The 24,817-nt window shown below is 69.8% G+C and carries 20 protein-coding genes; 10 read left to right on the plus strand and 10 right to left on the minus strand.

The genetic code is table 11. The features are described from left to right. On the plus strand, window positions 1-607 hold a 607-nt coding region (locus tag U9979_RS05265; RefSeq protein WP_322778487.1), incomplete at its 5' end, for a PD-(D/E)XK nuclease family protein. 168 nt (window positions 608-775) lie between these two features. Beyond that, window positions 776-1,942 carry a pyridoxal phosphate-dependent aminotransferase gene (locus U9979_RS05270; protein ID WP_322778510.1) on the plus strand — a complete coding sequence of 389 codons (1,167 nt, stop codon included), beginning with the start codon at window positions 776-778 and terminating at the stop codon, window positions 1,940-1,942. A gap of 27 nt (window positions 1,943-1,969) precedes the next feature. Here U9979_RS05270 and U9979_RS05275 read toward each other — a convergent pair whose 3' ends face one another. Together U9979_RS05275 and U9979_RS05280 are read right to left on the minus strand one after the other, a co-directional pair. Continuing rightward, entirely contained in the window at window positions 1,970-2,788 is an 819-nt protein-coding gene (locus U9979_RS05275; protein WP_322778488.1) for a hypothetical protein, read from the minus strand. 10 nt (window positions 2,789-2,798) lie between these two features. Continuing rightward, on the minus strand, window positions 2,799-3,734 hold the full coding sequence (locus tag U9979_RS05280) for an oxygenase MpaB family protein (protein WP_322750682.1): 936 nt from the start codon (window positions 3,732-3,734) through the stop codon (window positions 2,799-2,801). A gap of 187 nt (window positions 3,735-3,921) precedes the next feature. Here U9979_RS05280 and U9979_RS05285 point away from each other — a divergent pair, with 187 nt between their 5' ends. Beyond that, window positions 3,922-4,254 (plus strand): antibiotic biosynthesis monooxygenase, encoded by a 333-nt coding sequence (locus tag U9979_RS05285; protein ID WP_322778489.1) that lies wholly within the window; start codon window positions 3,922-3,924, stop codon window positions 4,252-4,254. 25 nt (window positions 4,255-4,279) lie between these two features. Here U9979_RS05285 and U9979_RS05290 read toward each other — a convergent pair whose 3' ends face one another. From U9979_RS05290 to U9979_RS05300, 3 genes are all read right to left on the minus strand, one after another. Then, window positions 4,280-5,401 (minus strand): hemolysin family protein, encoded by a 1,122-nt coding sequence (locus tag U9979_RS05290; protein WP_322750680.1) that lies wholly within the window; start codon window positions 5,399-5,401, stop codon window positions 4,280-4,282. Window positions 5,402-5,411: 10 nt separating this feature from the next. Next, window positions 5,412-6,839, minus strand: coding sequence for a hemolysin family protein (locus U9979_RS05295; RefSeq protein WP_322778490.1), 1,428 nt, complete (start codon window positions 6,837-6,839; stop codon window positions 5,412-5,414). A gap of 196 nt (window positions 6,840-7,035) precedes the next feature. Next, the gene (locus U9979_RS05300) at window positions 7,036-8,673 is read right to left on the minus strand and encodes a DEAD/DEAH box helicase (RefSeq protein ID WP_322778511.1); all 1,638 of its coding nucleotides are present in this window, start codon (window positions 8,671-8,673) and stop codon (window positions 7,036-7,038) included. On the opposite strand from U9979_RS05300, the gene U9979_RS05305 reads away from it, so the two are divergent. Together U9979_RS05305 and U9979_RS05310 are read left to right on the plus strand one after the other, a co-directional pair. Further along, entirely contained in the window at window positions 8,554-8,898 is a 345-nt protein-coding gene (locus U9979_RS05305) for a hypothetical protein (protein ID WP_322778491.1), read from the plus strand. The genes U9979_RS05300 and U9979_RS05305 overlap by 120 nt on opposite strands. 292 nt (window positions 8,899-9,190) lie before the next feature. Then, window positions 9,191-9,889, plus strand: coding sequence for a ferritin-like fold-containing protein (locus U9979_RS05310; RefSeq protein ID WP_322754396.1), 699 nt, complete (start codon window positions 9,191-9,193; stop codon window positions 9,887-9,889). Window positions 9,890-10,038: 149 nt separating this feature from the next. Here U9979_RS05310 and U9979_RS05315 read toward each other — a convergent pair whose 3' ends face one another. The 3 genes from U9979_RS05315 to U9979_RS05325 form a co-directional block, all read right to left on the minus strand. After that, window positions 10,039-10,266, minus strand: a complete 228-nt coding sequence (locus U9979_RS05315; RefSeq protein WP_322750677.1) for a DUF3107 domain-containing protein — start codon at window positions 10,264-10,266, stop codon at window positions 10,039-10,041. Between the two features lie 159 nt (window positions 10,267-10,425). Next, window positions 10,426-11,109, minus strand: a complete 684-nt coding sequence (locus U9979_RS05320; RefSeq protein WP_322750685.1) for a TetR/AcrR family transcriptional regulator — start codon at window positions 11,107-11,109, stop codon at window positions 10,426-10,428. Between the two features lie 159 nt (window positions 11,110-11,268). Then, window positions 11,269-11,484 carry a hypothetical protein gene (locus tag U9979_RS05325; protein ID WP_322750676.1) on the minus strand — a complete coding sequence of 72 codons (216 nt, stop codon included), beginning with the start codon at window positions 11,482-11,484 and terminating at the stop codon, window positions 11,269-11,271. A gap of 586 nt (window positions 11,485-12,070) precedes the next feature. Between U9979_RS05325 and U9979_RS05330 the strand changes: the two genes are divergently transcribed. The 5 genes from U9979_RS05330 to U9979_RS05350 all read left to right on the plus strand — a co-directional run bounded on the left by U9979_RS05330 (window position 12,071) and on the right by U9979_RS05350 (window position 21,776). After that, window positions 12,071-13,057: a Ku protein gene (locus U9979_RS05330; protein WP_322778492.1), complete on the plus strand. Its 987-nt coding sequence runs from the start codon at window positions 12,071-12,073 to the stop codon at window positions 13,055-13,057. A 248-nt stretch (window positions 13,058-13,305) separates the two neighbouring features. Further along, window positions 13,306-14,478, plus strand: a complete 1,173-nt coding sequence (gene moeZ / locus U9979_RS05335) for an adenylyltransferase/sulfurtransferase MoeZ (protein WP_322754394.1) — start codon at window positions 13,306-13,308, stop codon at window positions 14,476-14,478. 70 nt (window positions 14,479-14,548) lie between these two features. Next, window positions 14,549-14,938: an MGMT family protein gene (locus tag U9979_RS05340; RefSeq protein WP_322748250.1), complete on the plus strand. Its 390-nt coding sequence runs from the start codon at window positions 14,549-14,551 to the stop codon at window positions 14,936-14,938. 59 nt (window positions 14,939-14,997) lie between these two features. Next, window positions 14,998-18,465, plus strand: a complete 3,468-nt coding sequence (locus tag U9979_RS05345) for an ATP-dependent helicase (RefSeq protein WP_416219483.1) — start codon at window positions 14,998-15,000, stop codon at window positions 18,463-18,465. Beyond that, the gene (locus tag U9979_RS05350) at window positions 18,462-21,776 is read left to right on the plus strand and encodes an ATP-dependent DNA helicase (RefSeq protein WP_322778493.1); all 3,315 of its coding nucleotides are present in this window, start codon (window positions 18,462-18,464) and stop codon (window positions 21,774-21,776) included. The genes U9979_RS05345 and U9979_RS05350 overlap by 4 nt, the downstream gene beginning before the upstream one ends. A gap of 110 nt (window positions 21,777-21,886) precedes the next feature. On the opposite strand, the gene U9979_RS05355 is transcribed toward U9979_RS05350, so the two are convergent. After that, entirely contained in the window at window positions 21,887-22,129 is a 243-nt protein-coding gene (locus U9979_RS05355; RefSeq protein WP_322778494.1) for a hypothetical protein, read from the minus strand. Window positions 22,130-22,616: 487 nt separating this feature from the next. Next, window positions 22,617-24,737: an ArnT family glycosyltransferase gene (locus tag U9979_RS05360; RefSeq protein ID WP_322778495.1), complete on the minus strand. Its 2,121-nt coding sequence runs from the start codon at window positions 24,735-24,737 to the stop codon at window positions 22,617-22,619. Window positions 24,738-24,817: the final 80 nt, after the last annotated feature.

Below are 24,817 nucleotides of genomic sequence, written 5' to 3' on the forward strand. Positions count from 1 at the left end.
CGTCCGCCTCGGGTGGCTGCTGGACGGCTGGCGGGACGCCGATCAGTCGGTTCGCTGGCGGGAGCGGGCAGCGCAGATGGTGGAGCGCTATGTGGCTGGGCTTGATCCGGCCGCCGAACCGGTGGCGGTGGAACGCCAGGTAGCCGCACGCACCGAACGGTTGGCGCTGTCCGGGCGGGTCGACCGGCTCGACGATCGTGACGGTGAGCTTGTTGTCGTCGACTACAAGACCGGCCGCCGTCCGCTCACCGATGACGATGCGCGAGCCTCCCAGCCGCTCGCCCTGTACGCGCTCGCGGCGTCGAAGACGCTGCGTCGGCCGTGCTGGCGGGTTGAGCTGCATCATGTTCCCACCGGCGACGTGCTGGCGGCCGAGCACGACGAGGCGTCGCTGGGCCGCCAACTGCGCCGCGCCGAAGCCCTGGCGGACGACGCCGAGCGCGCGGGCGAGGCGTTTCGCGCCGGCGCCGCGCCGGACGCGGCGTTTCCGCCGTCGCCGGGTCAGCTGTGTTCCTGGTGCGACTATCGGCGGCATTGTCCCGAGGGTCTCGCCGCCGCTCCCGACCGCCAGCCGTGGGACGCCATCGCCGACGGCGACCTGAACTGACGGCGACCTGAACTGACGGCGACCTGAACTGACGGCGACCTGAGCTGACGGCGACCTGAGGTACGCCATGATGAACCGGTGACAGCGCATTCGGGTATCGGCTCCGCGGTCGGGCTGCCCCAGGTACGGCCGTCGGGTGCGGACGAGCCGGCTCGAGCCCAGGGCGGCATCTCGCCCCGGGTGTCGGTGAAGGCCGGGACCTTCACCGAGTCGGTCATCCGGGAGATGACGCGGCTTTGCCTGGCCCATGACGGGATCAACCTGGCGCAGGGCTTTCCGGACTTCTCCTGCCCCGCCGAGTTGAAGGAGGCGGCGAAGGCCGCCATCGACGCCGACGACAACCAGTACGCGATCACCTGGGGGGCGACGGCGTTGCGGCACGCGATTGCCGACAAGGTCACCCGCACCTATCCGGGCTGGACGGTGGACCCGGAGACCGAGATCTGCGTGACCTGTGGCTCCACTGAGGCGATGATCGCGGCGATGCTGGCGCTGGTGGATCCCGGCGACGAGGTGCTGCTGTTCGAGCCCTTCTACGAGAACTACGGCCCGGATGCGATCCTGTCCGGCGCTCGGCCCAGGCTCGTCCGACTGCACGGACCCGACTGGAGCATCGACGAGGCCGAGCTGCGCGCCGCCTTCTCCGACCGGGTGCGTGCTGTCGTGATCAACACGCCGCACAACCCGACCGGCAAGGTCTTCACACGCGCGGAACTGGAGTTGCTCGCCGAGTTGTGCCAGCGGCACGACGCGCTTGTCATCACCGATGAGATCTACGAGCACATCCACTATCTCGGTCCGGGTGGGCATGTCCCGCCCGCGACAGTGCCCGGTCTCACGGACCGTACGATCACCATCAACGCCCTGTCCAAGACCTACGCGGTGACCGGATGGCGGGTCGGCTGGACTGTCGCGCCGCCGGCCTATACCGCCGCCATCCGCAAGGTCCACGACTTCCTGACCGTGGGCGCGGCCGCTCCTCTGCAGGCGGGCGGAGTCGCCGCGATGGGGTTGCCGGCGAGCTACTACGACGCCATCGCGGCCGAGTACCGGCAACGGCGTGACCTGTTGTGCGGCGCGCTGGCCGCGGCCGGATTCGAGGTCCGGCCGCCCGACGGCGCGTACTACGTCATGTGCGGAACCCGATCGCTGGACCCCGCCGGCGAGGATGTCGCATTCGCCCGCCGCGTGCTTGCCACGACCGGGGTCGCGGCGGTTCCCGGTTCGTCGTTCTTCGCCGATCCCGCGGACGGTCGGCACATCCTCCGGTTTGCGTTCCCGAAGCGACTCGACACCCTGCGGGCGGCGGCCGACCGCTTGGCGGTCCTCGCCTGAACCGTCTCGCCTGAACTGCGTTGTGGATCATTCGGCGGTGATCAGGGAGGGCGCGGGGATGGGGTAGCCGCCTTCGGCCGCCCGCGCCCGGCCGCGGCGCAGCTCGGCGCCCAGCCAGCGCAGGTAACCCTGCACGGCGGGCCGGCCAGGCCTGCGATGCCTGCCATGCCATGAAGCGCGAAGGCGGTCAGCGTGTGATCGCAGCCAGCTGGCGGGGCCGGCCGCTGGCAGCCCGGCCGCCGCCAGCATCACTGAACGTGGCGGTAGCAGGTAGCGGCCACGCAGGTACTCGCTGATCCAGCGGCCCTGGGCGTCAGCGAGCCGAACGGTGTCGGCGCTGTCCGACCCGTCCACCGACCCGTCCACCGACCCGGGCAGGCGCCCGCATCGGTACACGCCGTCGGTGTCCAGGCTGAAGACACCGCCGAACAGCGGCGGTCCGATGCTGGGGCCGGCCGCGCGGTCGACCTGGTCTTCGGCCTGGTCTTCGACGGGGTCTTCGGTGACCACCACGACATCCCATCGGGTCACCTGTTGGTCGCTGTCGCGGAGATCGAAGGGCCGGCGGCCGGTGTCAACGGGACGGGTGTCATCCGGGCGAATGCCGCTGTCGCCGTCGAGCCGTGTGATCCGGTCGGCGAGTCCGCGCTCGCGCAGATAATCCTCGGCGGGCGTCGGGGCCACTGTCACCGTCGCCGGGCGCTCGGCACCCGTGACCACGGGTCTGGCAGGGGCCGCGGCGGGTACGAACAGGCGTGCGTCCAGGCCGGAGTCGACGAGCGCGAAGACGGTCACGCCGGCGGTGGGTCCGCGCCCGAGCACCGCCACCCGGGGAAGTTGCGCCATGAACAGCAGACTAACCAGTATGTGTCAGATCGATACATGCTCCGGTGGGTTCTTCGGTCGGTGCCGGCAGTGCGGGGCATCGCAGTGCGGGGCGTCGCAGGGTGGCGGGTGTCTGGAAGAGCGAGCGCGGCAGTCCGAGGAGTGCCGCGCGTGCCGCTTTGCCGCACCGGGACGCGATCAGCTCCACCGCGGCGACGTCGGGTAACCCGTAGAGCCGGCGGGTCCAACCGGGGAGCATCCCGACCGCGATGGCGGCCAGTGCTGACCACGCGGGTCGCGCCGGGGTGGCCAGCGCCACCCACCGGGGCATCGGCGGCCGCAGGATGATCCCGACCGCTTCCCGGGACGCCGCGGTCACCCGCAGCCCCGGCCGCATTCGGGTGAGGTAACGCTCGACCTCCGCCCGGCTGGACGGGACGTCACGCGCGGGGATGCCGACGAGTTCGGCCGCGCGGACCTGCTCGGCGAAGTAGGTGTCGGCCTGGCGCTCGGTGAGGGCCAGGCCACATCGGCGGGTCGTGCTGAGGAAGGACTCGACCTCGCTCACGTGCACCCACAGCAGCAGCTCGGGATCGGCGGCCCGGTAGGGCCGGCCGCTGCCCGCCTCCACACCGTGGATGCCCGCGTGCACCCGGCGTACCCGCGCGGCCGCGTGGTGGGCGGCGTCCGTGCTCCCATAGGTGATCGTGCCGACATAGTCGACGGTCCGCCGCAGGCGTCCCCACGGGTCGTTGCGATAGGTGGAGTGATGGGCGACACCGGCCATGGCCAGCGGGTGCACCGCCTGCAGGAGCAGCGCCCGGATTCCGGCGATGACCATGCTCGGGTCGCCGTGTACCCGCCAGGTCACGCTGGACGGTCCGAACAGGCCGACATCCCCGTCCGGCTGCGTCGGCTCTGCGCCCGGAGCCGCGCCCGCGTGCATCCGATGCCGTTGGTCAGCCACTCGCGCATCCTCGCTCGGGACGTTATGGAATCGAATGACGCCAGATAGTGTCGCATGAGGATGGCAACCCGATGCAGGCGGTACTCAACGTATCGATCTATCGTCTTATGGTGATGATGTGGCAGATCGGTCTCATGGGCAGGGGTAGGCCCGCACGACAGCGCGCCGGACGAACTAACGTGGCCTCATGAGCATCGTGAAGATCAATGTGTTGACCGTTCCGGCCGAGATGCGGGCCACTTTGGAGCAGCGCTTCGCCGGTCGGGCGGGCATGGTGGAGGCGGCCGACGGGTTCGAGTGGTTCGAGCTGCTGCGTCCGGTGGAGGGCACTGACGCCTACCTCGTGTACACGCGTTGGCGCAGCGAGGAGGACTTCGGCACGTGGCAGGCGTCCAACGCCTTCCAGGCTGGTCATGGCGGATCCGGCGGACCGGCCGCGACCGGGGCGCAGCCTGCCGCGACCGGGGCGCAACTGTGGTCCTTCGAGGTGGTGGCGGCGGCCGCGCCCAAGACCACCTGACTACGTGACGGCCTGACCCGCCAGGTCAGCGCATCCGGTGGCTGGCGTCCTCGATCTCGCCCACGAATTCTTCCACCACGTCCTCGAGCGCGACGACCCCGATGGTCGTGCCACCCGGTCCGGGTACGCGGCCGAGATGGCAGCCGGTCCGCTGCATCAGCCGTAGCACCTCGTCCAGTGGCAGGTCCGGGCGGACCTCGACCATGGGTCGGAGCCGGCGCGGCGGCAGCGGTTCGTCCCGGGCGTCGCTCTGGATTCCAAGGACGTCCTTGGCGTGGACGAAGCCGACGATCATCGTACCTGCCGTGGCCGTGGCCGTGGCCGTGGTACCGGGTGCAGCCAGGTCGGTGGGTGTTTCGGTGGCCGCTGGGGCAGATGCGTTCGGAGCCCGGACCGGAAAGCGGGAGAATCCGGTTCGGGCGACCAACATCTCCAGCTCGGCCGCACTGACCGACCACGGCACGGCCACGGTCTCATCGAGGGGAATCATGACCGAGCGGGCGGTTCGTTCGGGCAGTTCCAGCGCGCCGGTGAGCAGGTTGTGCTCGTAGTCCTCCAGTAGTCCCTGCTGTCGGGATTCGGCGATCATGACCGCGAGCTGGTCCGGGGTGTAGGCGGTGCTGAGCTCGTCCACCGGCGTGACCCCGACGAGCCGGACGCACCAGTTGGCAACTGCGTTGAGAAAGACGATCAGGGGGCGGGCCAGGCGCGCGAACCGCACCAGCGGCGGCGCGAGCCGCAGCGCGGCCTGCTCCGGCCCGGCGAGAGCGATGTTCTTCGGCACCATCTCGCCGAGCACGATGTGCAGGCAGGCGACGATCGCCAGCGCGACCGCCAGCCCGATCGGTCTGTACATGCTCGCGGGGACGCCGAGTGCGCGCAGGCTTCCCTCGAGCAGGTGAGCGACGGAGGGCTCGGCCACCGCGCCGAGTCCCAGCGAACAGATCGTGATACCGAGCTGGGACGCGGCAAGCATGAGCGACAGGTTTTCGATCGCCGTGCCGACCGTGCGGGCGCGGTGGTCACCCGCGGCCGCCATGGGTGCGATCCGGTCGCGGCGGACCGAGATGACGGCGAACTCGGCACCGACGAAGAAGGCGTTGCCGGCCAGCAGGATGACAGCGCCGATGAGGTTGAGCAGCGTCATCGGCGTCCCCTCACCGGGTCCGTTCGTTCCCACCGGTGGATGGGTCGACCCGTCGGTCCGGACCTGGACCTGGACCCGGACCTGGACCCGGCCGGCCCGCCGCTACGGTCACGCGGATGCGGTCGATGCGGCGGTGGTCCATCTCGTCGACGGTGAGCCGGTGGCCGGCGACCGTGACCGTGTCACCGACGCGGGGTATCCGTCCGAGCCGGTGCAGGACGAGGCCGGCGAGCGTCTCGTACGGGCCGTCGGGTAGCGCGACGCCGGTACTGTCGGCGACCTCGTCCACGCGGAGCAGGCCGGACAGCACCCAGCTCCCGTCCGCGCGGGCGGTCGCATCCGGTGTCTGCGGTGGGTCGTACTCGTCTGCAACGTCGCCGACGAGCTCTTCGACGAGGTCCTCCAGGGTGACGATGCCGGCGATGTCGCCGTACTCGTCGATGACGATGGCGAGTTGGAGGCTGTGGCCGCGCAGGGTGGTGAGGAGATCGTCGCAGCCCAGTGAGTTCGGCACCATCACCGGCGGGACCATGATCTGGCTGACCGGTGTGACCGCGCGAGCGGGCTGGGAGACGCCGAAGGCGTCCTTGACATGGACAACTGCGACCACGTCGTCGACGTCGGTGCTGTCAGCCGCGGTGTTCGGCGCAGTTTCGCGTCTGGTCGAGCGCCGCAGCACGGGGAAGCGGGAGTGACCCGACCGCTCGGCCACCCGCAGCAGATCCGCCACGTTGTCGTCGGCGTGGAGCGCGACCACCTGAACCCGGGGTGTCATGACATCCTGCGCGGTGCGCTCACGCAACCGTAGCGACCGACGCAGCAGCGTCGCCGTATTGCCGGGCAGCGTGCCCTGTTCGGCTGATGAGCGCACCAGCCAGCCGAGTTCGGACGGGGAACGAGCCGACCGCAGCTCGTCCTGCGGCTCGATGCCGAGCGCGCGCAACAGGCGGTTGGCCGATCCGTTCAGGAGCACGATTGCCGGCCGACAGATGCGTGAGAAGAGCATCTGCGGCCCGACCACCCGTTCGGCGACGGTCAGTGGTGTCGCGATTGCGACGTTTTTCGGGAACAGCTCACCGAAGACCATCTGTGAAATTGTCGCGATGAGTAGGGCAATGGTCACGGCAGTTGCATGGGCGACCCCGTCCGGCAGCCCGACCGTCCTGATCGCCGGCATCAGCAGGGATGCCAGCGCCGGTTCGGCGACGTATCCGAGCACCAGCGATGTCAGCGTGATGCCCAGCTGCGCTCCCGAGAGCTGGAACGACAGCGAGTGGACGGCGCGAAGCACCCGCGTGGCTCTCCGGGAGCCGTCCGCCGCGGCCTGTTCGAGCTGGCTGCGGTCGATCGCCACCAGAGCGAACTCGGCGGACACGAACAGTGCGTTGCCGGCGATGAGTACGACGATCATCAGTAGGCCGAGAATGTTACTGATCATTTTGGCCTACTGTGAGCGTTCACGTATTTAGAGCGCCCGGCAGTAGGGGCGTGGATGAAGGAGCGGGGCTGGGGTGCGTGCATCGCGAGGCGGAGGAGGGAGGCACCCTGGTTGTGGGTGTCGACTGACGACAACGAGGCGAGGTGCGTGCCCCAGCCCCGCGACGCCGCGTCCCTATTGCCGGTCGCTCTTATTGTCAGGCTGACTCCGCCTGCCGCTCGATCGGGTCGTCCAGCCCACCGGGCAGAGCGACCTCAGCGGTCTGGGTACCGGCGGATCGGCCGCGACCGCCCCTGCGCCGCCGGCGCCGGCGCGGACCCGGCTGGCCGTTCGCCGCGATGCCGTCCTCATCGTCAAGGTCGAGCCCGTCAAGGTCGAGCCCGTCGAGCCCGTGGTGATCGAGATCCAGGTTGTCCCGGTGAACCACCGTGGACGCAACCGTCGCGGGTTCGAGGAACAGGCCGGGAGCCGGGCTCGTGAGCTTCGGCCCCGCCAAGTCCACGTTCGTAAGGTCGTTCGTAACGCCGGTCGTGGCGACCGCGGCGACCGCGGCGACCGCGGCGCCGGCTCCACGGGTGCGCCGCCGTGGGCGGGCGGCGCGGGGACCGGCGGGCCGATCGGCTCGCTGCTCGGCTGCCGTGGCGTCGAAGCCCTCGCCGGTCCGGCGCTGCCGGCGTCGCGCGCCTCGACCGGTTTCCCCGAGGTCCTCGACCTCCTCAGCTGCCAGCCCGGCGCGGGTACGGGATGCGTGTGGCAGCACGCCGCGGGCATTCGCGGGGATTTCGAGATCTTCAAACAGGTGCGGGGATGTCGAATAGGTCTCGACCGGCGTGTCGAAGGACAGCGCCAGCGCCCGGTTGACCAGGGTCCACCGGGACATGTCGTCCCAGTCGACGAAGGTCACGGCCACGCCGCTGCCGCCGGCCCGGCCGGTGCGGCCGATGCGGTGAAGGTAGACGTTCTCGTCCTCGGGGCACTGATAGTTGATCACGTGGGTCACCCCGCCGATGTCGATGCCGCGGGCCGCCACATCGGTGGCAACCAGAACATCGATCTTGCCGGCTCGGAACGCCCGTAGCGCCTGCTCGCGTTGGCCCTGGCCGATGTCGCCGTGCACGGCCGCGGCGGCGAAGCCGCGTCGGGCAAGGTCGTCGACGACCTTGTCGGCGGTGCGTCGCGTCCGTACGAACACGATGGCCAGGCCACGCCCCTCGGCCTGCAGAACCCGAGCCAGAACTTCGATCTTGTCAAGCGCGTGGGCGCGGAAAACGTGCTGACGGATGTCCGGCACGGTGCGACCCTCGTCCGGGCGCTCCGCCGTGACGTGGACGGGCCGCCGCATGAACCGACGGGCCAGCGACACGACCGGACCCGGCATCGTCGCCGAGAAGAGCAGCGTCTGGTGGATGTCGGGGATCTGGGCGAGTATGCGCTCGACGTCCGGCAGGAAGCCGAGGTCGAGCATTTCGTCGGCCTCGTCGAGAACGAGCATGCGTACGGCGGTGAGGACCAGCGCGTTCTGGCGGGCCAGGTCGAGCAGCCTGCCAGGGGTACCCACGACGATGTCCACACCGGTGCGCAGGTCCGCCAGCTGTGGCTCATAGGCGCGACCGCCGTAGACCGAAAGCACCCGCAGGCCTCGGCGTGAGCCGGCCCGGCCGATGTCGGCGGCAACCTGAACGCACAGCTCGCGGGTGGGAACGACCACCAGGGCTTGGGGAAGCCCGGCAGCGCCCTCGGACCGGTTGGTCACGGCCTGCACGAGCGGGATGCCGAAGGCGAGCGTCTTGCCGGTACCGGTGCGGGCCTGGCCGATGAGATCGGAGCCGGCCAGCGCGAGGGGAAGTGTCAGTTCCTGGATGGGGAAGGGGGAGAGGATGCCCTGGTCACGGAGAGCCTCGACGATCTCTTCGCGGACACCGAGGTCTGCGAAACCGGACGTCGGTATCGCGGTTGCGGCTACCGTTTCGTCGGCGTCAGGGAGGTCGATGGGCTCGTCGTGCGGGTGTGTTGTGGTTTCAGTCGAACCGGACAGCGGGATGCTCCTGGTCTGCTATGAGCGGGATCCGACGCTGCACCCGCTCGCGATATGTACCGGCGGGGTCCGCTGACCCGGGGTGGGGCGACGCCCGCTCGGGCCGGGAGTGGCCTTGTCAACCCCCGGCTGATGACAAGGATAACCTGAGGACAGGTCTCTGAGACATGTTCCGACACAATGACCTTCGGCAGGGTGGCCGTGACCCGGGGGACGGGCTGCCGCGAGTGCCTGAGGCAGAAGGTGTTCCGGCGGTGTTCGTTCTGTCGACATATTTCGGGGCAGTTCGAGCCGGACGACGCTGAGGTGATCAGAGATGACGGACAGTACGGGTGTATCCGGGCAGGTTGCCGAGACGGTTGCCGATGAGGCTGCCGCGGCCCGGATCGCCGTCATCGATCTGCTGGGGTTGTTGGCTTTCGGTGAGCTGAGCGCGTTCGAGCGCCTTGCCACGGATGCGCGAATGGCGCCCACATTGGTGGACAAGATCGCTCTTGCGCGCATGGCGGCGGCCGAGTTCGCACACTTCGAGGCGGTGCAGGAGCATCTGCTACGGATGGGCGTGGATTCCGAAAAGGCCATGGAGCCGTTCGTGCTGCCGTTGACCCTCTTCCATAACCTCACCGCACCGGCGGACTGGCTGGAGAGCCTGGTCAAGGTGTACGTCGGTGACAACATCGTCGCCGATTTCTACCGCGAGACAGCGTCGGTGCTCGAACCTGACGCCCGCGAACTGGTCCTCGACGTCCTTGCCGACACCGGGCACGCGGCGTTCGCGGTGGAACGTGTCCGCGCCGCGATCGAGGCCCATCCGATCGTCGCGGGTCGGCTCGCGCTGTGGGCCCGACGGCTGCTTGGGGAGGCATTGACCCAGGCCCAACGGGTGGCGGAGGACCGGGAGGCGCTGACCGGTCTACTGGCCGGGATGGGTGATCTTCAGGCGTTGGCGGACATGTTCAACCGCATCGCCCAGGCACACGCGGCGCGGATGGATGCGCTCGGCCTGTCCGCGTGATGCCGAGGGATCGCACGCATCCCCCGGCATCCCCCGGTATCACCGCATCACCCCGCCGCGGATGCCTGTTCGCACCCGCTCAACCGCTCAGCCGCCGGATGGCAGCAGCTGGCGATTTCCGGTGGCGGTCGGTATCGGCGCGACCGACCTCAGAGCGCGCCGAAGCCGACCCGGCGCGTCTCGGCCTCGGCGATCTCGACGTAGGCCAGCTTCGCGACCGGGACCATGACCCGACGGCCCTTCTCGTCCACGAGCGTGAGCAGGCCCTGCTCCGACGCGATCGCGTCGGCGACCGCCTGGGCCACATCCTCCGGTGACTGGCTGCTCTCGAGGACCAGCTCACGTCCGACGTTCTGGATGCCGATCTTGACCTCCACCAGTGATGACCTCCGCGTTCGATCGACCGATCAGGGCAATCGCGCTTTGGCGCGATCTGTCGCCACCATAGGGCCTGTGCCGGCCGGGGTGGGACGCGGTCGGACTGTGTTCGCTGGAGGCGTCAGGGCTCGCCGGCGGCGTCAGGGCTCGCGGCGGCGTCAGCCTTCCTGCTCACCGGCACACCGTGGCGGCACCTGGTCGGTACCGTCGGCGTTGCGTCGCGGGTAGCCGGCGAGCCCTCGCCAGGCGAGCTCGACCATGGTCGCCACAGCGCGCTCCTTCTCCACCGCACCGCCGGTGACCAGCCACCAACGGGCACCTGTCTCGGCGAGGCCCACCAGCCCGATGGACAACAGCTCGGCCTCGGCGGGGCCGACGCCGGTGTCCGCGGCGATGACGGCGGCGATGGCGTTGGCGCATGCGGTGAAGCTGTTCTCCACCCGCTTGCGGACCGCGGGCTCACTGCGTAGATCGGACTCGAGGACGAGCTGGTAGGCCCCGCTCGGATCGTCGACGAAGTCGAAGTAGGCTGCGATCGACCGAGCGATCCGGGTGTGGTTGTCGGTGGTGGAGGCAAGTGCTCGGCGGACGCTTGACACAAGCGAATGGGCCTGTTCGTCCAGCAGTGCCAGGTACAGTTCGAGCTTCCCGGGAAAGTGCTGGTAGAGCACGGGTTTGCTGACACCCGCACGTTCGGCGATCTCGTCCATCGCAGTCGCGTGATAACCCTGAGCAACAAATACCTCGCGTGCCGCACCCAACAGCTGGAATCGGCGTGCTGTCCGGGGTAGTCGCGCGGTCTTGCCCGTCCGCGGTTGCGGCGCGGACGGCTCGGCGCTCACCGGTACACCTCCCTCGGTGCCAATTGGCACGCTCACCAGTACTTTCTCACATGGCATGAGGCTGATCGGCGGGTCGACCCGGGCTTGGTCGACGATCCTCAGGTGCAGGCCGCCGGCAGCCCGGAAGAGATCACGACTGCGCAGCCGTCAGCCGGTGGTTCACCGGTACTCGTCCTCGTCCTCGTCGTCCACGACGATGCGCTGTTGCGCCGCGTCGTACTCCGCGACCTCGAGGGGGAACGTCCAGGTGGACGCCGGCGCCAGCCCTTCGCGGGTCGAGACCTCGCGGGCCTGCTCCGCGGCGTCCGCGTCGGGTACGTCGGGGCGGTCGAGAATGTCACGCACATCGAGCGGAAGGTCCGTCGGTGAGCTCATGGCTTCCTCCTGTCAGTGCCTGCGGCCTGTGATCGTCTGTTGGTGTGCGGCGGCCGCGCGGACGCCCTGAAACTTTCCACCTTCGCGCCGGCCGTGCCTGGCAAAGGGGCAAAAAGATCGCCGTGTTCTTCGACTCGGCCCGCTATGTCGCCCACCATGAATACCAGGTCAGCCAGCTGTCGGCAGGACGGGACCTGGTCGGCGGTGACCGGGGGCGAAATCGCCGGGTACGGCGGTGGGGGCGCAGTGCAGGCAGGGCCCTTCCGCAACGGAATGTGCTCGCTTCGGAGTATTTTTGTTACTGATTACTCCTGTTTCGGTGGGTCGGTCCGCTTGTGTGGGCATCCTCCTGCTGATCGGCGTCTGATCGGCATCTGATCGGCCCGGACCCGGTGTCCACATGCCTGCCTCGGGTTCGTCTTTTGTGCCCATACACCTTCCATACCCTGCCGCGGTGAGGGAGAATTGGGACACGAGTGTGTTTGTTGGGTATGTATCGTGGATCGCCGGAGTGAATCGGTGATCTAACGATCATGCCGAGCGGGAAGACCCTTGAACATGCTCCAACTCACGGTAAGGGGCGGGCATGCGGTCGATCTGGAAAGGCGCGGTCTCCTTCGGCCTCGTCTCGATTCCGGTCAGGCTCTACTCGGCCACCGAAGAGCGGGACGTGTCGTTCCATCAGGTGAGACGAGATGACGGGTCCCGCATCCACTACAAGCGGGTGGCGGCGGTGGACGGCGCCGAGGTGCCGTACTCCGAGATCGCCAAGGGGTACGAGCTGCCGTCCGGGGAGACCGTCGTGCTCACCGACGACGACTTCGCGAACCTGCCGTTGGCGACGTCCCACACGATTGACGTGCTGGAGTTCGTCCCGCTGGCGCAGGTCGACCCGATCTATTTCGCCAAGAACTACTACGTTGAACCCGACCGGACCGGGACCAGGCCGTACGTACTTCTCCGGGACGCGCTCGAGGGGTCGGGGCGGGTCGCGCTGGTCAAGGTCGCCCTTCGCCAGCGCGAACAGCTGGCGATCCTGAGGGTCCGGGCCGGGGTGTTCGTCCTGTCGACGATGATCTGGCCGGACGAGGTCCGTGCCCCGGAGTTCCCGTTCCTGGTTGATCAGGTCGACCTCCGCCCGCAGGAACTGACCATGGCGCAGGCGTTGATCGACACGCTGTCCGCCGACTTCGACCCGACCCCGTACACCGACGGGTACCGCCAGGCGCTCCAAGCCGTCATCGAGGCGAAGGTGTCCGGGAACGAGATGGTGACGCCACCCGGCGAGGGACGGCCCGCCAACACCGCGGGTGACCTGATGGCTGTTCTCGCCGCCAGCGTGGAGGCGGCGCGCAGGGACAGGGAGGGTGCCCCGGCGGGCGCCGGCCCCGATCCGGGCCCGGCGGCGAACGGCGCCGCGCTCGATGGCGCCGCGCCCGATGGCGCCGCGCCCGATGGCGCCGGGGACGCGGGAGCCGGGCGGAAAGTCGCGGGCAGCCGGAGCACGCGGGCGAAGAAAGCCGGGACAGCGGCGACGTCCACAGGTTCGACGGTCCGTCACCGGACCGCCTGACATCGTTGCGATCATATCCGGGTGGGGGCGGGGAACATCCCGGCCCGCCCGCGCGCTGGGATGGATGGCGTTCCCGTCACGAGGGCACCGCGTCGATCCCGTACAGCGGATCCCATACAGCGGATCCCGGACGAGTGCGTCCGTCGCCTGCGACGATGGGAGGCGACGATGGTGTCGGATCTACACGGATCCATACCGGATGTACGGCGGATGTATGGATGTCGCCGCTGTGACCGCGAGGAGAGATCGTGTCCCTGCCGCCCCTGGTCGAGCCCGCGGCCGACCTGACCATTGACGAGGTCCGCCGGTACTCCCGGCATCTGATCATTCCGGATGTCGCGATGGACGGCCAGAAGCGGCTGAAGAACGCGAAGGTGCTGGCCGTCGGTGCCGGCGGGCTGGGTTCGCCGACCCTGATGTATCTGGCCGCAGCCGGGGTGGGAACGCTCGGCATCGTCGATTTCGACACCGTGGACGAGTCCAACCTGCAGCGGCAGATCATCCACGGCCGGTCGGATGTGGGACGGTCCAAGGCGCAGTCGGCCCGGGACACCGTCCTGGAGATCAACCCGTACGTCGACGTGGTCCTGCATGAGACCAGGTTGGACACATCCAACGTCATGGAGATCTTCAGCCGGTACGACCTGATCGTGGACGGCACGGACAACTTCGCCACCCGCTATCTGGTGAACGACGCCTGCGTGCTGCTCGGCAAGCCATATGTCTGGGGCTCGATCTACCGGTTCGACGGGCAGGCGAGCGTCTTCTGGGCCGAGCACGGCCCGTGCTATCGCTGCCTGTACCCCCAGGCACCCCCGCCGGGCATGGTGCCGTCCTGCGCCGAGGGTGGTGTCCTCGGCGTCCTGTGCGCGTCGATCGGGTCGATCCAGACGACCGAGGCGATCAAGCTGCTGACGGGGATCGGCGAGCCGTTGGTCGGTCGTCTCATGGTCTACGACGCACTTGAGATGAGCTACCGTTCGATCAAGGTGCGTAGGGATCCGGAGTGTGAGCTGTGCGGCAAGAACCCGACCATCACCGAACTGATCGACTATGAGGCCTTCTGCGGCGTCGTCTCGGATGAGGCCCAGCAGGCGGCGGCCGGTTCGACGATCCTTGCAGTAGAGCTGAAGGACTGGCTCGACCGCGGCGAGCCGATCGAGCTCGTCGACGTCCGGGAGCCGGCCGAGTGGGAGATCGTCCGCATTCCGGGGGCGCGCCTCATCCCCAAGGGTGAGCTGCCGGCGCACCTTTCCGAGCTGCCGCAGGACCGCCGGGTCGTCGTCTACTGCAAGAGCGGTGTCCGCTCGGCCGATGCGCTGGCGACGCTGAAGGCCGCGGGGTTCTCCTCGGCGGTGCACGTCCAGGGTGGTGTGACCGCCTGGGCGACCCAGGTCGACAAGTCCCTACCGGTGTACTGAGAAGCTGCTTGCGGCCTTCCGGCCGGGCGGTCCGCGCCCGGCCGGCCCCGGCGGTTGGTGAGGTGTCGCGATGGTCGGGGACGAGCTGCGGCACCAGCCGCCGCTCAGTGTGTCAGCGGGGCTCGCCACCCGGATCGTCATCGGCGGCCGGCCGAGCCCGTACGCGATGACCGTCCTTGCGGCGGTCACGCGCATTCCCCGCGGCAAGGTGATGACCTACGGCGATGTCGCCGAGTATGTGGGCGCGGGGACGGGCCGAACGGTCGGCGCGGTGCTCTCCCGCCATGGTCATGATGACGACATCCCCTGGCACCGGGTGATCCGCTCCACCGGCGCACCGAACCCGAGCGCCCCGGACGAGGCGTTGCGACGGTTGGCGTCCGAGGGCACGGTGCTGCGTCCCGGCGGGGAGCGGGTGGATCTGGGCGCGGCCCGCTGGGACGGCCGGACAACCCCCTGACAGGCTTCGAGCGTCCGAGGGTGGGACCGTCCGGTTCTGTCGGTGGCGCATGGTGTGCTGTGCGCGTGACAGTCCACCGGGATCGGGTGAGCGCCCACCAGGGCACGGCCGGGGTTCCCCGGCTGGCGGCGCGGGCGGTCCCGACCGCGGTTGGTCCGCCGGCATATCGGCTCGTGCGGACCCCGCCGGCGCGCCCGCGCCCGCCGGTCCTCGACGCCGACCAGGCCCGTGTCGTCGATCACACCGGCGGTCCGCTGCTCGTCCTGGCCGGGCCGGGTACGGGTAAGACGACCACGATCGTCGAGGCGGTGGCCCGGCGGGTGGAGGACGGGCTCGACCCGCAGTCCATCCTGGTGCTCACCTTCAGCCGGCGGGCCGCCCACGAGCTGCGCGAACGCATCACCCGACGGCTGCGCGCCGCCGTCGGCGCCCCGTTGGCCTGGACCTTTCACGCCTGGTGCTATGCCGTTTTACGGCTGGGCCGACCGGCCGACCCAGGTGGTGTGTCGCCGAGACTGCTGTCCGGGCCCGAGCAGGACACCAAGCTTCGTGATCTTCTTGCCGGGACGGTGGAGGTCGGCCGGCCGCGATGGCCGGCCCCGCTCGCGGGCTGTCTCACATCCCGGGGCTTTGCCGAGGAGGTACAAGCCATGCTCGCCCGGGCCCGTGAGGTGGGGCTGAGCCCGGACGCGCTTGCCGCACTGGCTCGGCGGACCGGCCGGGATGACTGGGCCGCGATGGCGACCTTCTACGCCGACTACCTCGACGCGCTTGATCTCGAAGGGATGATCGACTATTCCGAGCTGGTCCAGCGGGCCGCCGCGGTCGCCGAAGGCGACGACGTCGGTGCTGACCTGCGTCGCCGTTATCAGGCTGTCTTCGTCGACGAGTACCAGGACACCGACCCCGCGCAGGAGCGGCTGCTGCGGGCCGTCACCGGGGGTGGTGGCGACCTCGTCGTCGTCGGCGATCCGGACCAGTCGATCTACGGGTTCCGCGGGGCGGAGGTGCGCGGGTTGTTGGCGTTCCCGACCCGGTTTCCCCGCGCGGACGGGCTCCCGGCCGAGGTGGTGGCCCTGCGGCGCTGCCGACGGCTGGGGCCGGTGGCGCTCGCCGTCAGCCGGCAGATCGCCAGCCGTATCCCCGCGACCGGTCTGCCCGCCCAATACCTGCGCGCACATCGGGATCTGATCGCGGCCGGCGGCGAAACCGGGTCGGGAACCTCCGAGGCACGCCGTGCGGAACGCGTTGAGGCCCGGACGTACACATCCGAGGGCTCTCAGGCCGAAGGCATTGCCGACCTGCTGCGCCGGGAGCATCTGGAGAACGGCACCCCGTGGGACCGGATGGCGGTGCTGGTGCGCAGCGCGGCCCGGTCGGTGCCCCCGCTGCGGCGGATGCTCACCGCCGCGGGCGTGCCGGTCGAGGTGGCAGGCGATGAACTGCCGCTGGCCCGCGATGGTGCGGTCGCGCCGCTGCTGCTGGCGCTGCGCTGCGTCGACAACCCCGGCCGGGAGCTGACCGCCGAGGCGGCCCGGACGTTGGTGACCGGTCCGCTGGGTGGTGCCGACCCGACCGCCTTGCGGGCGCTGGGCCGTGCATTGCGCGTGATCGATCGTGCCGTGATCGATCGTGCCGTAGTCGCCACCCACGTGGGCGACCCGGCCACGGCGGCCGTGCCGGCATCGTCGCCCACGGCGGCCGTGCCGGCGTCGTCGGCGGAACTCATCCGGCAGGCCGTCGCCGACCCCGACCGCACCCTGCTGATGGTCCCCGACCACATCGCGGGCCCGGCCCGGCGCCTGGGTGAGCTGCTGCGATCGGCGCGCGCGGTGCGCGACGGCGGCGGCACGCCCGAGGACGTCGTGTGGGTGCTGTGGTCGGGCACCGGCTGGCCCGCCCGGCTGGAACGGGCGTCCGCCGCGGGCGGGGCCGCCGGCCGGGCGGCAGACCGTGATCTGGACGCCCTGGTCGCGCTGTTCGCGACCATCGGCCGCTCGAGCGTGCGGCACGGACCCGGCACCGGCATCGGCCCACTCCTGGACGAACTGGAACAGCAGCAGATCACCGGTGATTCGCTGACCGAGCGTCCGGCCCGGGCGGACGTGGTCCGGTTGCTGACCGCCCATCGCAGCAAAGGCCTGGAATGGGATGTCGTGGTCGTCTGCGGCGTCCAGGACGGGCAATGGCCGGACCTGCGAACCCGCCACTCGTTGCTGGAGTCCGAACGCCTGGACCGCCCAGAGTGCGGGGGGATGCGTGAGGCCGCGACCCGCACCGAACTTCTTGCGGACGAACGTCGGCTGTTCTACGTTGCGTTGACCCGGGCACGGCGCCGGCTTGTCGTCACCGCGGTCGACTCCACCGAGGATCAGGGTGCGGGTCCCAGCCGGTTCTTTCGTGAACTGTGCGACGCGGGACCGCTCGGTGTCTCGGTGACCATGCACCGTTCCCGGCTGGCCCGTCCGCTCACACTGTCGTCGGCGGTTGCGGCGCTGCGCCGGACCACGGTCGACCCGGCCTCGACGCCGGCGATGCGGGCGGCCGCATCGGTGCGGCTGGCGCGGCTCGCGGCCGCGGTTGACGACGTGGGTCGGCCGCTCGTCCCCTCCGCCCGTCCAGGTCGGTGGTGGGGGCTGGCCGAGGTGACTGCGGGCGACGTTCCAGCGGTCGCCGCGGACACCCCCATCCGATTGTCGGGGTCGTCGCTGTCGGTGTTGGCGACCTGTCCGATGCGCTGGTTCCTTGAGCACGAGGCGCATGCGCAGGCCGCGACCAGCTCCGACATGGGCTTCGGCAAGGTCGTGCATGCACTCGCCGACGAGGTCGCGACCGGGCGGACCGCTCCCGACCTCGACGCGCTCGACGCCCGGCTGGAACGGGTGTGGCGCCATCTCGCCTATGAGGCGCCGTGGCGTTCCCAGCAGCAGCGGGCGGCGGCGCGCCAGGCGCTGGCCCGGTTCCTGGTGTGGCACGCGGCCACGCGCCATCGGCGGTTGGTGGCCAGCGAGGTCCCGTTCAGCTGCGACATCGTGGTGGGCGGACGGACGGTGAAGCTACGGGGTTTCATCGACCGCATCGAGCTGGACGATGACGGCCGGGTACACGTCGTCGATTTCAAGACGGGTCGGACGGCTCCGTCCAGTTCGGATGTGGCGCGTCATCCGCAGCTCGGCACCTATCAGCTTGCCGTTCGTCACGGAGCGGTGGCGTGCGACGTCGATGGAGCCCGAGCCGAGCCCGGCGGAGCGGAACTGGTGCACCTGCGTCTTGACGCGGCGTCAGGTCCAGTGCCAGAGCCGGCGCCGGATCCGCCGGTTGCGACCCCGGCGGCTCGGGCGCCGAAGGTCCAACGTCAGGAGGCACTGCCGGTCGACGGCCCCACCTGGGTAGACGACCTGCTGTTGGACGCGGTCGAACACATCGACGCGGAGCGCTTCCCGCCACGTCCGGGCGCGTCCTGCCCGACATGCACGTTTCGGCGGTGCTGCCCAGCCCAGGATGAGGGACAGCAGGTGATCACATGACCGTGGCTGCGGCGGCTCGACCGACGGGGCTCGACCTGGTGCCGGCGGAGCTGCGTGATCTCCTCGGGGTGCCGTTCACCGATGAGCAGATCACGGCGGCGACCGCTCCGCTGGAGCCCGGGGTGATCGTCGCCGGGGCTGGTTCGGGCAAGACCTCGGTGATGGCCGCCCGGGTCGTGTGGTTGGTCGTGACCGGTCAGGTGGCGCCCGACGCCGTGCTCGGGCTCACCTTCACGACCAAGGCCGCGGGCGAACTCACCGACCGGATCCGCCGTGGCCTGGAGAAATCCGGTCTCACGGGTGCCGCCGGCGTAACGGGGGGCGAAACCTGTGACGGCGAGCCCGGCGAGCCGGTCGTGTCCACTTACCATTCGTTCGCGAAACGGCTGGTCACCGACCACGCGCTGCGGCTCGGCCTGGAACCGGGTTTCACCCTCCTTGCCGACGCAACCCGCTACCAGCTCGCCGGGCGGGTGCTGCGCCGCCACCGCGGACCGGTTGCGGCGCTGACCAGGCCGCTGTCGATGCTCGTCGGCGACATCATCTCCCTTGACGCGGAATGCAGCGAGCACCTTGTCGAACCGGCGGCGTTGGCTGGTTTCGATCTCGCCTGGCTGGCCGAGATCGAAACGGTGCTCATCGCCGAACGGGAACGGCCGCGTAACAAAGGTCATGTCGACGCTCTCGGCCGGATGGCCCTGGTCGCCCGGTCCCGCCGGGAGCTCGCCGCAATGGTCGCGGAGTTCCGCGCGGCCAAACGCGAGCTCGACGTCATCGACTTCGGTGATCTGGTCCGCCACGCCGTCCGACTGGCCGCCACCGTGCCGGCGGTCGGCGCGTCGGAGCGTTCCCGGGCCGGGGTCGTGTTGTTGGACGAGTACCAGGACACATCCGTAGCGCAGCGGCAGATGCTCGCAGGCCTGTTCGGCGGTGGTCATCCGGTGACGGCCGTCGGCGATCCATGCCAGGCCATCTACGGTTGGCGTGGTGCGTCCGTTGCGAACCTCGACGGCTTTCCGGACCATTTCCCGCGCCGTGGCGGCGGGCCGGCGCGGGTGTACGAGCTGTCGGTCAACCAACGCAGCGGTGGGCGGTTGCTGAGCCTGGCCAATGCGGTCGCGGCCGGCCTGCGGGCCCGACACCGCGTCGCGCGGCTGCGTCCGCGCGACGACGTCGCAGACCGTGGCGAAACGGTTATCGCGCTGCATCCGACCTGGTCGCAGGAGGTTCGTTGGATCGCGGCGACGTTGCGGGAGGTCGTCAGTGCCGGCCGCGCACGGCCGGGGGAGTGCGCGGTACTCGTGCGGGCGCGTCGTGACGTCCCCGCGCTGTACGCGGCCCTGCTAGCGGCTGAACTGCCGGTGGAGGTCGTGGGCCTCGGCGGTCTGTTGAGTCTGCCGGAGGTAGCCGACGTCATCGCGACGCTGGAGGTGCTGGACGATCCGACGGCCAACGCGGCCCTCACGCGGCTGATCACCGGTCCGCGGGTGCGGCTGGGCCGCCGTGACCTCGCGGCGCTCGGGCGCGCGGCGCGTGAGGCCGTCGGGGTCGGGGTGGCCCGCACTGCCCCCCTCGACCAGACTGGATCCGACCCTCTGGTACCCCACCAGCCGGCGGGCGAAGCGCTGCCGACCGATGCGCTCGATGAGGCGGTGCTCGGGATCGACCCCTGCGACGTGGTCGCGCTCGCCGACGTGCTGGACGACCCGGGCCCACAGGTGTCGCCCCAGGCCAGGGCCCGGCTGCGGATGCTCGGTGCGGAACTGCGCTATCTGCGGGCCCACATCGACGAGCCACTGCTGGACGTCATCCACCGGATCGTCGAGGTCACCGGTCTGGACGTGGAACTGGCGGCGAGCCCCGAGGCGGTCACGGCCCGCCGCCGTGACAACCTTGCCGCGTTCATCGACGTCGCGGCGGGCTTCACCGGTCTGGACAACGACGGTTCGGTCCGTGCGTTCCTGGCATTCCTGCGTGCCGCGCAGGAACACGAGCGTGGTCTGGACGCGACCAGCCCGTCCGGCGCGGATGCCGTCCAGCTGATGACCGTCCACAAGTCCAAGGGGCTGGAGTGGGAGGTCGTGGCCGTGCCGAACCTCAGTCACACGGTTTTTCCGATCACTACCGTCCGGTCGAAGTGGACCACATCGCCGTCGGTGCTACCCACGGCCCTGCGCGGGGACGCCGACGATCTGCCCGTGCTGCCCGGCCTCGGTAAGCCCGACCTCGCCGGCTTCGCCGCCGACTGTGACGCCTATCTGGAACGGGAGGAACGCCGTCTCGGCTATGTCGCGTTCACCCGGGCCAAGTCCCTGCTGTTCGGCAGCGGGCACTGGTGGGGGCCGGCGCAGCGTCGGTTGCGTGGGCCGTCGGTGTTCCTCGACGAGTTGTACGAACACGTGCGCGCCGGCCACGGCAGGGTCGCGGTGTGGGCGCCGAAACCGTCCGAGGACGAGACCAATCCACAGCTCGCCGGCATGCAAGACCTCGACTGGCCGCTGCCGTATGAGCCTGCGGCTTATGCCCGCCGCCGCGCCGCCGCCGAACAGGTCACGGGATACCTCAGCGCGCTGGGCGCGGATCAGCCGCTGCCCGTGGACGATCGTGATGGGATGACCCCGGCGGAACGGCAGACGCTCGCCGAACTCGACCGTGATGTCGAGCTGCTGCTGGAAGAAGCTCGCCGTGCCCGGCGGCCCTCCCGCGAGGTGGAGTTGCCGCGTGCGCTCACCGCTTCCCAGGTGGTGCAGTTGAGATCCGATCCGGCGGGGCTGGCCCGCGACCTCGCCCGCCCGATGCCGCGGCGCCCGGCGCCGCAGGCGCGTCGAGGTACGGCGTTTCATGCCTGGGTGGAGGGCGTCTTCGAGCAGGCCTCGTTGCTCGATCCCGAGGATCTGCCGGGGGCTGCGGACGAGGCGGTGGACGACGGCGAGATCGCGGCGTTGCGGGAGTCGTTTCTGGCGAGCCCGTATGGTCGGCGGCGTCCGTTCGCGGTAGAGGCGCCGTTCGAGCTGCTGATCGCCGGCCGCGCGGTCCGGGGGCGCATCGATGCGGTGTACGACCTCGGGGGCGGCCGGTGGGAAGTGGTCGACTGGAAGACCGGCCGCCAGCATGCGGACGCGGTGCAGCTGGCGGTCTACCGGCTGGCCTGGGCGCGGTTGCGGGGGGTGCGTCCGGACGCGGTGGACGCGGCATTCCTCTATGTCCGCTCGGGTGAGGTCGCACGTCCGCCGCTGTTGTCCGAACCCGACCTCGAGGCCCTCCTCGCCGACCCGTCACCGAGATCTGACGGTCCGCGGACCGCCCGCTGACGGGGGATCGGGCCGGGCCGACCGATCGAGGCGAAGGTGGGTTTCTTCTTCGATGAGCTGCTCGCCGCTGCCCGGGAAGTTCGGTGAGCTGTCTCGTTCGACTGCAGTGATCAGACAACGTGCACCAGTTGCGGGAGCGATGACTCACCCAGCCTCGTGGTCGTACCGGATGTCGTGGCGGTACTCGACATCGCACTGAGAATGAGCGGTGTGCCCGCCGTGCTCAGGTCAGTCGCGGCCGTGGCGGAGAAAACCGCCACCAGCGCGATTCCGGCGGCAGCCACGTAACGCACCAGCGCGCGCGACAGGCCGTTGTCCCGGCTGGTGCCGTGAGCTGAAAGCGACGAGTTCATGGCAATCTCCTTTGGCTGGCTGGCTGGCTTTCTTTGGGGTCGCCGGGCGTGCGCGAAAACGAGGATCGCACGCCCTTCGGCCGGCTGACTTTCCCGGAATTTCTTGTCCACAAACAGCTAATCAGCATGGGCTGGGCGCGGGCTGAGTACCTGCTGTGCGTCTGCTGTGGGATGCCAGGTGCAGTGCGGCTTGAGCCTGGCCAGGTGTTGGCCAGGTGTTGGCCAGGGGCTGACGAGGTCGAATGACCAGGTCGAACCGACATCGGTGGCGGCCCGCGCCGGCCCGCGCCCGGACAGCAAGGAAAACCGCGGGCGCCACCGGTTCGCGGTGACGCCCGCGGCCTTGTGCTGGCCGTTGCGCTATGCCGACGGTAGGTGGCTTCTGTCGCTCCAGCGTGCTTTTCTACCTACCGCTCGGCCGAATGCCGTCCAGCGGCAGGTAGAAGCGGCCATCATGGCAGCCTTTTCCACCTACCGCTCGGGTGGGTCAGCTCGTCTGGTGCGTCAGGTCGTAGACCGTCTGGCCGCCGACGGTGGTCGAGGTGAAATGTGCCTCGACCCAGGTGGTGATGTCGCTTCCGGTGCCGTTGCTGTTCGGGCCGCCCATCCCTGCGCCACCGGAGCCGGCGATGAAGTAATGGATCTTTCCGGCGGCGACATAGGCCTGGAAGGCGGCGAGGGTCGGTGTGCCGTCGCTGCCGTTGAATCCGCCGATGGACATAACTGCTTTTTCGCTGGCGAGCTCCAGGGGAGCCGCACTCTGGGAGCCGACCGTGGCGGCTGCCCAGGTGTTGGTGGTCTTCTGCACCAGCGACACCAGCTCTGCGTTGGCGGTCTGACCGCCGAATCCACCCGCTCCGCCGAATCCACCCGCTCCGCCGAATCCACCGGGCTGACCGGTGGATGTTCCGCCGTTTGTACCGCTGGTTGTGCCACTGGGTGTACCGCTGGTTGTGGAGCCGTTCACCCCGGCGCCGCCGGGCGGGGTTCCTCCCGCGAACAACCGCCCACCGGAAGGTCCGCCACCGGGACCGCCCATGGCGCTGGTGCTCCCCGGACCGACGGCCGGGAGTGAGCCGGTGTGTGGGTGCGACGCAGTGCTGGCGGCATAGCCGGCCGTACCCGCGATGCCGGTGAGCAACGCCGCCGTCGCGACCACGATCGCGCCCTTGCGCAGGATGCGTCGTCCGGTCAGCAGGCCGCCGATCGCGACCGCGCCGCAGACGAGAACCGTGTAGCGCAGCCACGGAGTCCAGCCCGGGGTGAGAGCAAGCAGGTGGTAGCTCCAACCTGCGGTCCCCGCGATAATCATGGACGCGCTGATCCGGGCGAACCAGGTCTCCTGTTGCTGCCAGAGGAGCCGTCCGGTGATCGCCACCAGCGCCGCAACGGCCGGGGCGAGCGCGATCGTGTAGTACGGGTGCATGGTGCCCTGCATGTAGCTGAACACGATCCCCGTCACGAGCAGCCAGCCGCCCCAGAGGATGATCGCGGCCCGGGTGCGGTCGGTGCGCGGTGCCCGGTGGGTGAGCCACAGGCCGGCGACCAGGCTGAGCAGCGCCGCGGGGAGCAGCCAGGAGATCTCCAGGCCTGTTTCCGAGCGGAACAGGCGGGTGATACCGGTGCTTCCCCCGAAACCGCCACCGGCCCCGAAACCGCCCCCGCCGGCACCGCCGGCACCGCCGCCACCGCCGCCGTTGCCGGCTCCGCCGAACAGGCGACCGAGGCCGTTGTAGCCGAATGCCAGCTCAAGCACGCTGTTGTTCGTCGAGCCGCCGATGTACGGGCGGGCGGACGCCGGCCACAGCGACACGATCGTGACCCACCAGCCCGCCGCGGCGAGAAGGGCGCCGACGGAGGCGAGAAGCTGGAGGATCCGGCGGCGCAGCCCGGTCGGAGCCGCGATCAGGTAGGCCAGGCCGAATGCGGGAACGACGAGCAGCGCCTGGCCCATTTTGGTGAGAAAGCCGAAGCCGATGGCAACCCCGGCCAGCGCAAGCCATTTCGTGCTGGCCGACTCGATCGCCCGCACCGTGCAGTAAGCGCCGGTGACCAGGAGCAGGACGAGCAGCGCGTCCGGGTTGTTGAAGCGGAACATCAGTGTCGCGGCCGGGGTGAGGGCCAGCGCCGTGCCGGCGAGCAGGCCCGCGGTCGGTCCGGACCACCGGCGCACGGTTGCGTACAGGAGCCCGACGGCTGCCACACCTTCCAACGCCTGCGGGGCGAGCATGCTCCAGGAGGAGAAACCGAAAATCCGGCCCGACAGTTCCATCACCCACAGCGATGCCGGTGGTTTGTCGACGGTGATGAAGTTGGACGAGTCGAAGGAGCCGAAGAAGAACGCCTTCCAGCTCGTGGTGCCGGCCTGGACCGCCGCTGCGTAGAAGTCGTTGGCGTTGCCGGACGCGCCGAGGTTCCACAGGTAGAGGACGGCGGTGGCGGCGAGCAGCGTCAGGAGCGCGGGCCGGACCCATCCTGGGTCGGTCTCGGGTCCGCGCAGCCTGCGGCGCAGTCCGGTCGGCGGGCGCTCCCCGTCGTTGCGACGGGGCTCTGCAGTCGGATGCCGTCCCGGCGAACTGGCCGGGGGAAGCAGAGTCGAGGTGGACACAGGCGTTTCTCCAGTCCGGATGTGATCGGGATGGTGCGTGTGATCGGGATGTCGCGGACGCTGGGGGCGGCGGGGGGCGG

The sequence above is a fragment of the Protofrankia sp. Cas4 genome (assembly GCF_963555915.1).
Classification (GTDB): Bacteria; Actinomycetota; Actinomycetes; order Frankiales; family Frankiaceae; genus Protofrankia.

Bases quoted from the DNA above. Each gene is read 5' to 3' on its own strand.
- U9979_RS05325 (WP_322750676.1), bottom strand. From the start codon at position 11,484: ATGAGCTCACCGACGGACCTTCCGCTCGATGTGCGTGACATTCTCGAC.
- U9979_RS05350 (WP_322778493.1), top strand. From the start codon at position 18,462: ATGACCGTGGCTGCGGCGGCTCGACCGACGGGGCTCGACCTGGTGCCG.
- U9979_RS05340 (WP_322748250.1), top strand. From the start codon at position 14,549: ATGGTCGGGGACGAGCTGCGGCACCAGCCGCCGCTCAGTGTGTCAGCG.
- U9979_RS05295 (WP_322778490.1), bottom strand. From the start codon at position 6,839: ATGATCAGTAACATTCTCGGCCTACTGATGATCGTCGTACTCATCGCC.
- U9979_RS05355 (WP_322778494.1), bottom strand. From the start codon at position 22,129: ATGAACTCGTCGCTTTCAGCTCACGGCACCAGCCGGGACAACGGCCTG.
- U9979_RS05285 (WP_322778489.1), top strand. From the start codon at position 3,922: ATGAGCATCGTGAAGATCAATGTGTTGACCGTTCCGGCCGAGATGCGG.
- U9979_RS05310 (WP_322754396.1), top strand. From the start codon at position 9,191: ATGACGGACAGTACGGGTGTATCCGGGCAGGTTGCCGAGACGGTTGCC.
- U9979_RS05330 (WP_322778492.1), top strand. From the start codon at position 12,071: ATGCGGTCGATCTGGAAAGGCGCGGTCTCCTTCGGCCTCGTCTCGATT.
- U9979_RS05275 (WP_322778488.1), bottom strand. From the start codon at position 2,788: ATGGCGCAACTTCCCCGGGTGGCGGTGCTCGGGCGCGGACCCACCGCC.
- U9979_RS05290 (WP_322750680.1), bottom strand. From the start codon at position 5,401: ATGACGCTGCTCAACCTCATCGGCGCTGTCATCCTGCTGGCCGGCAAC.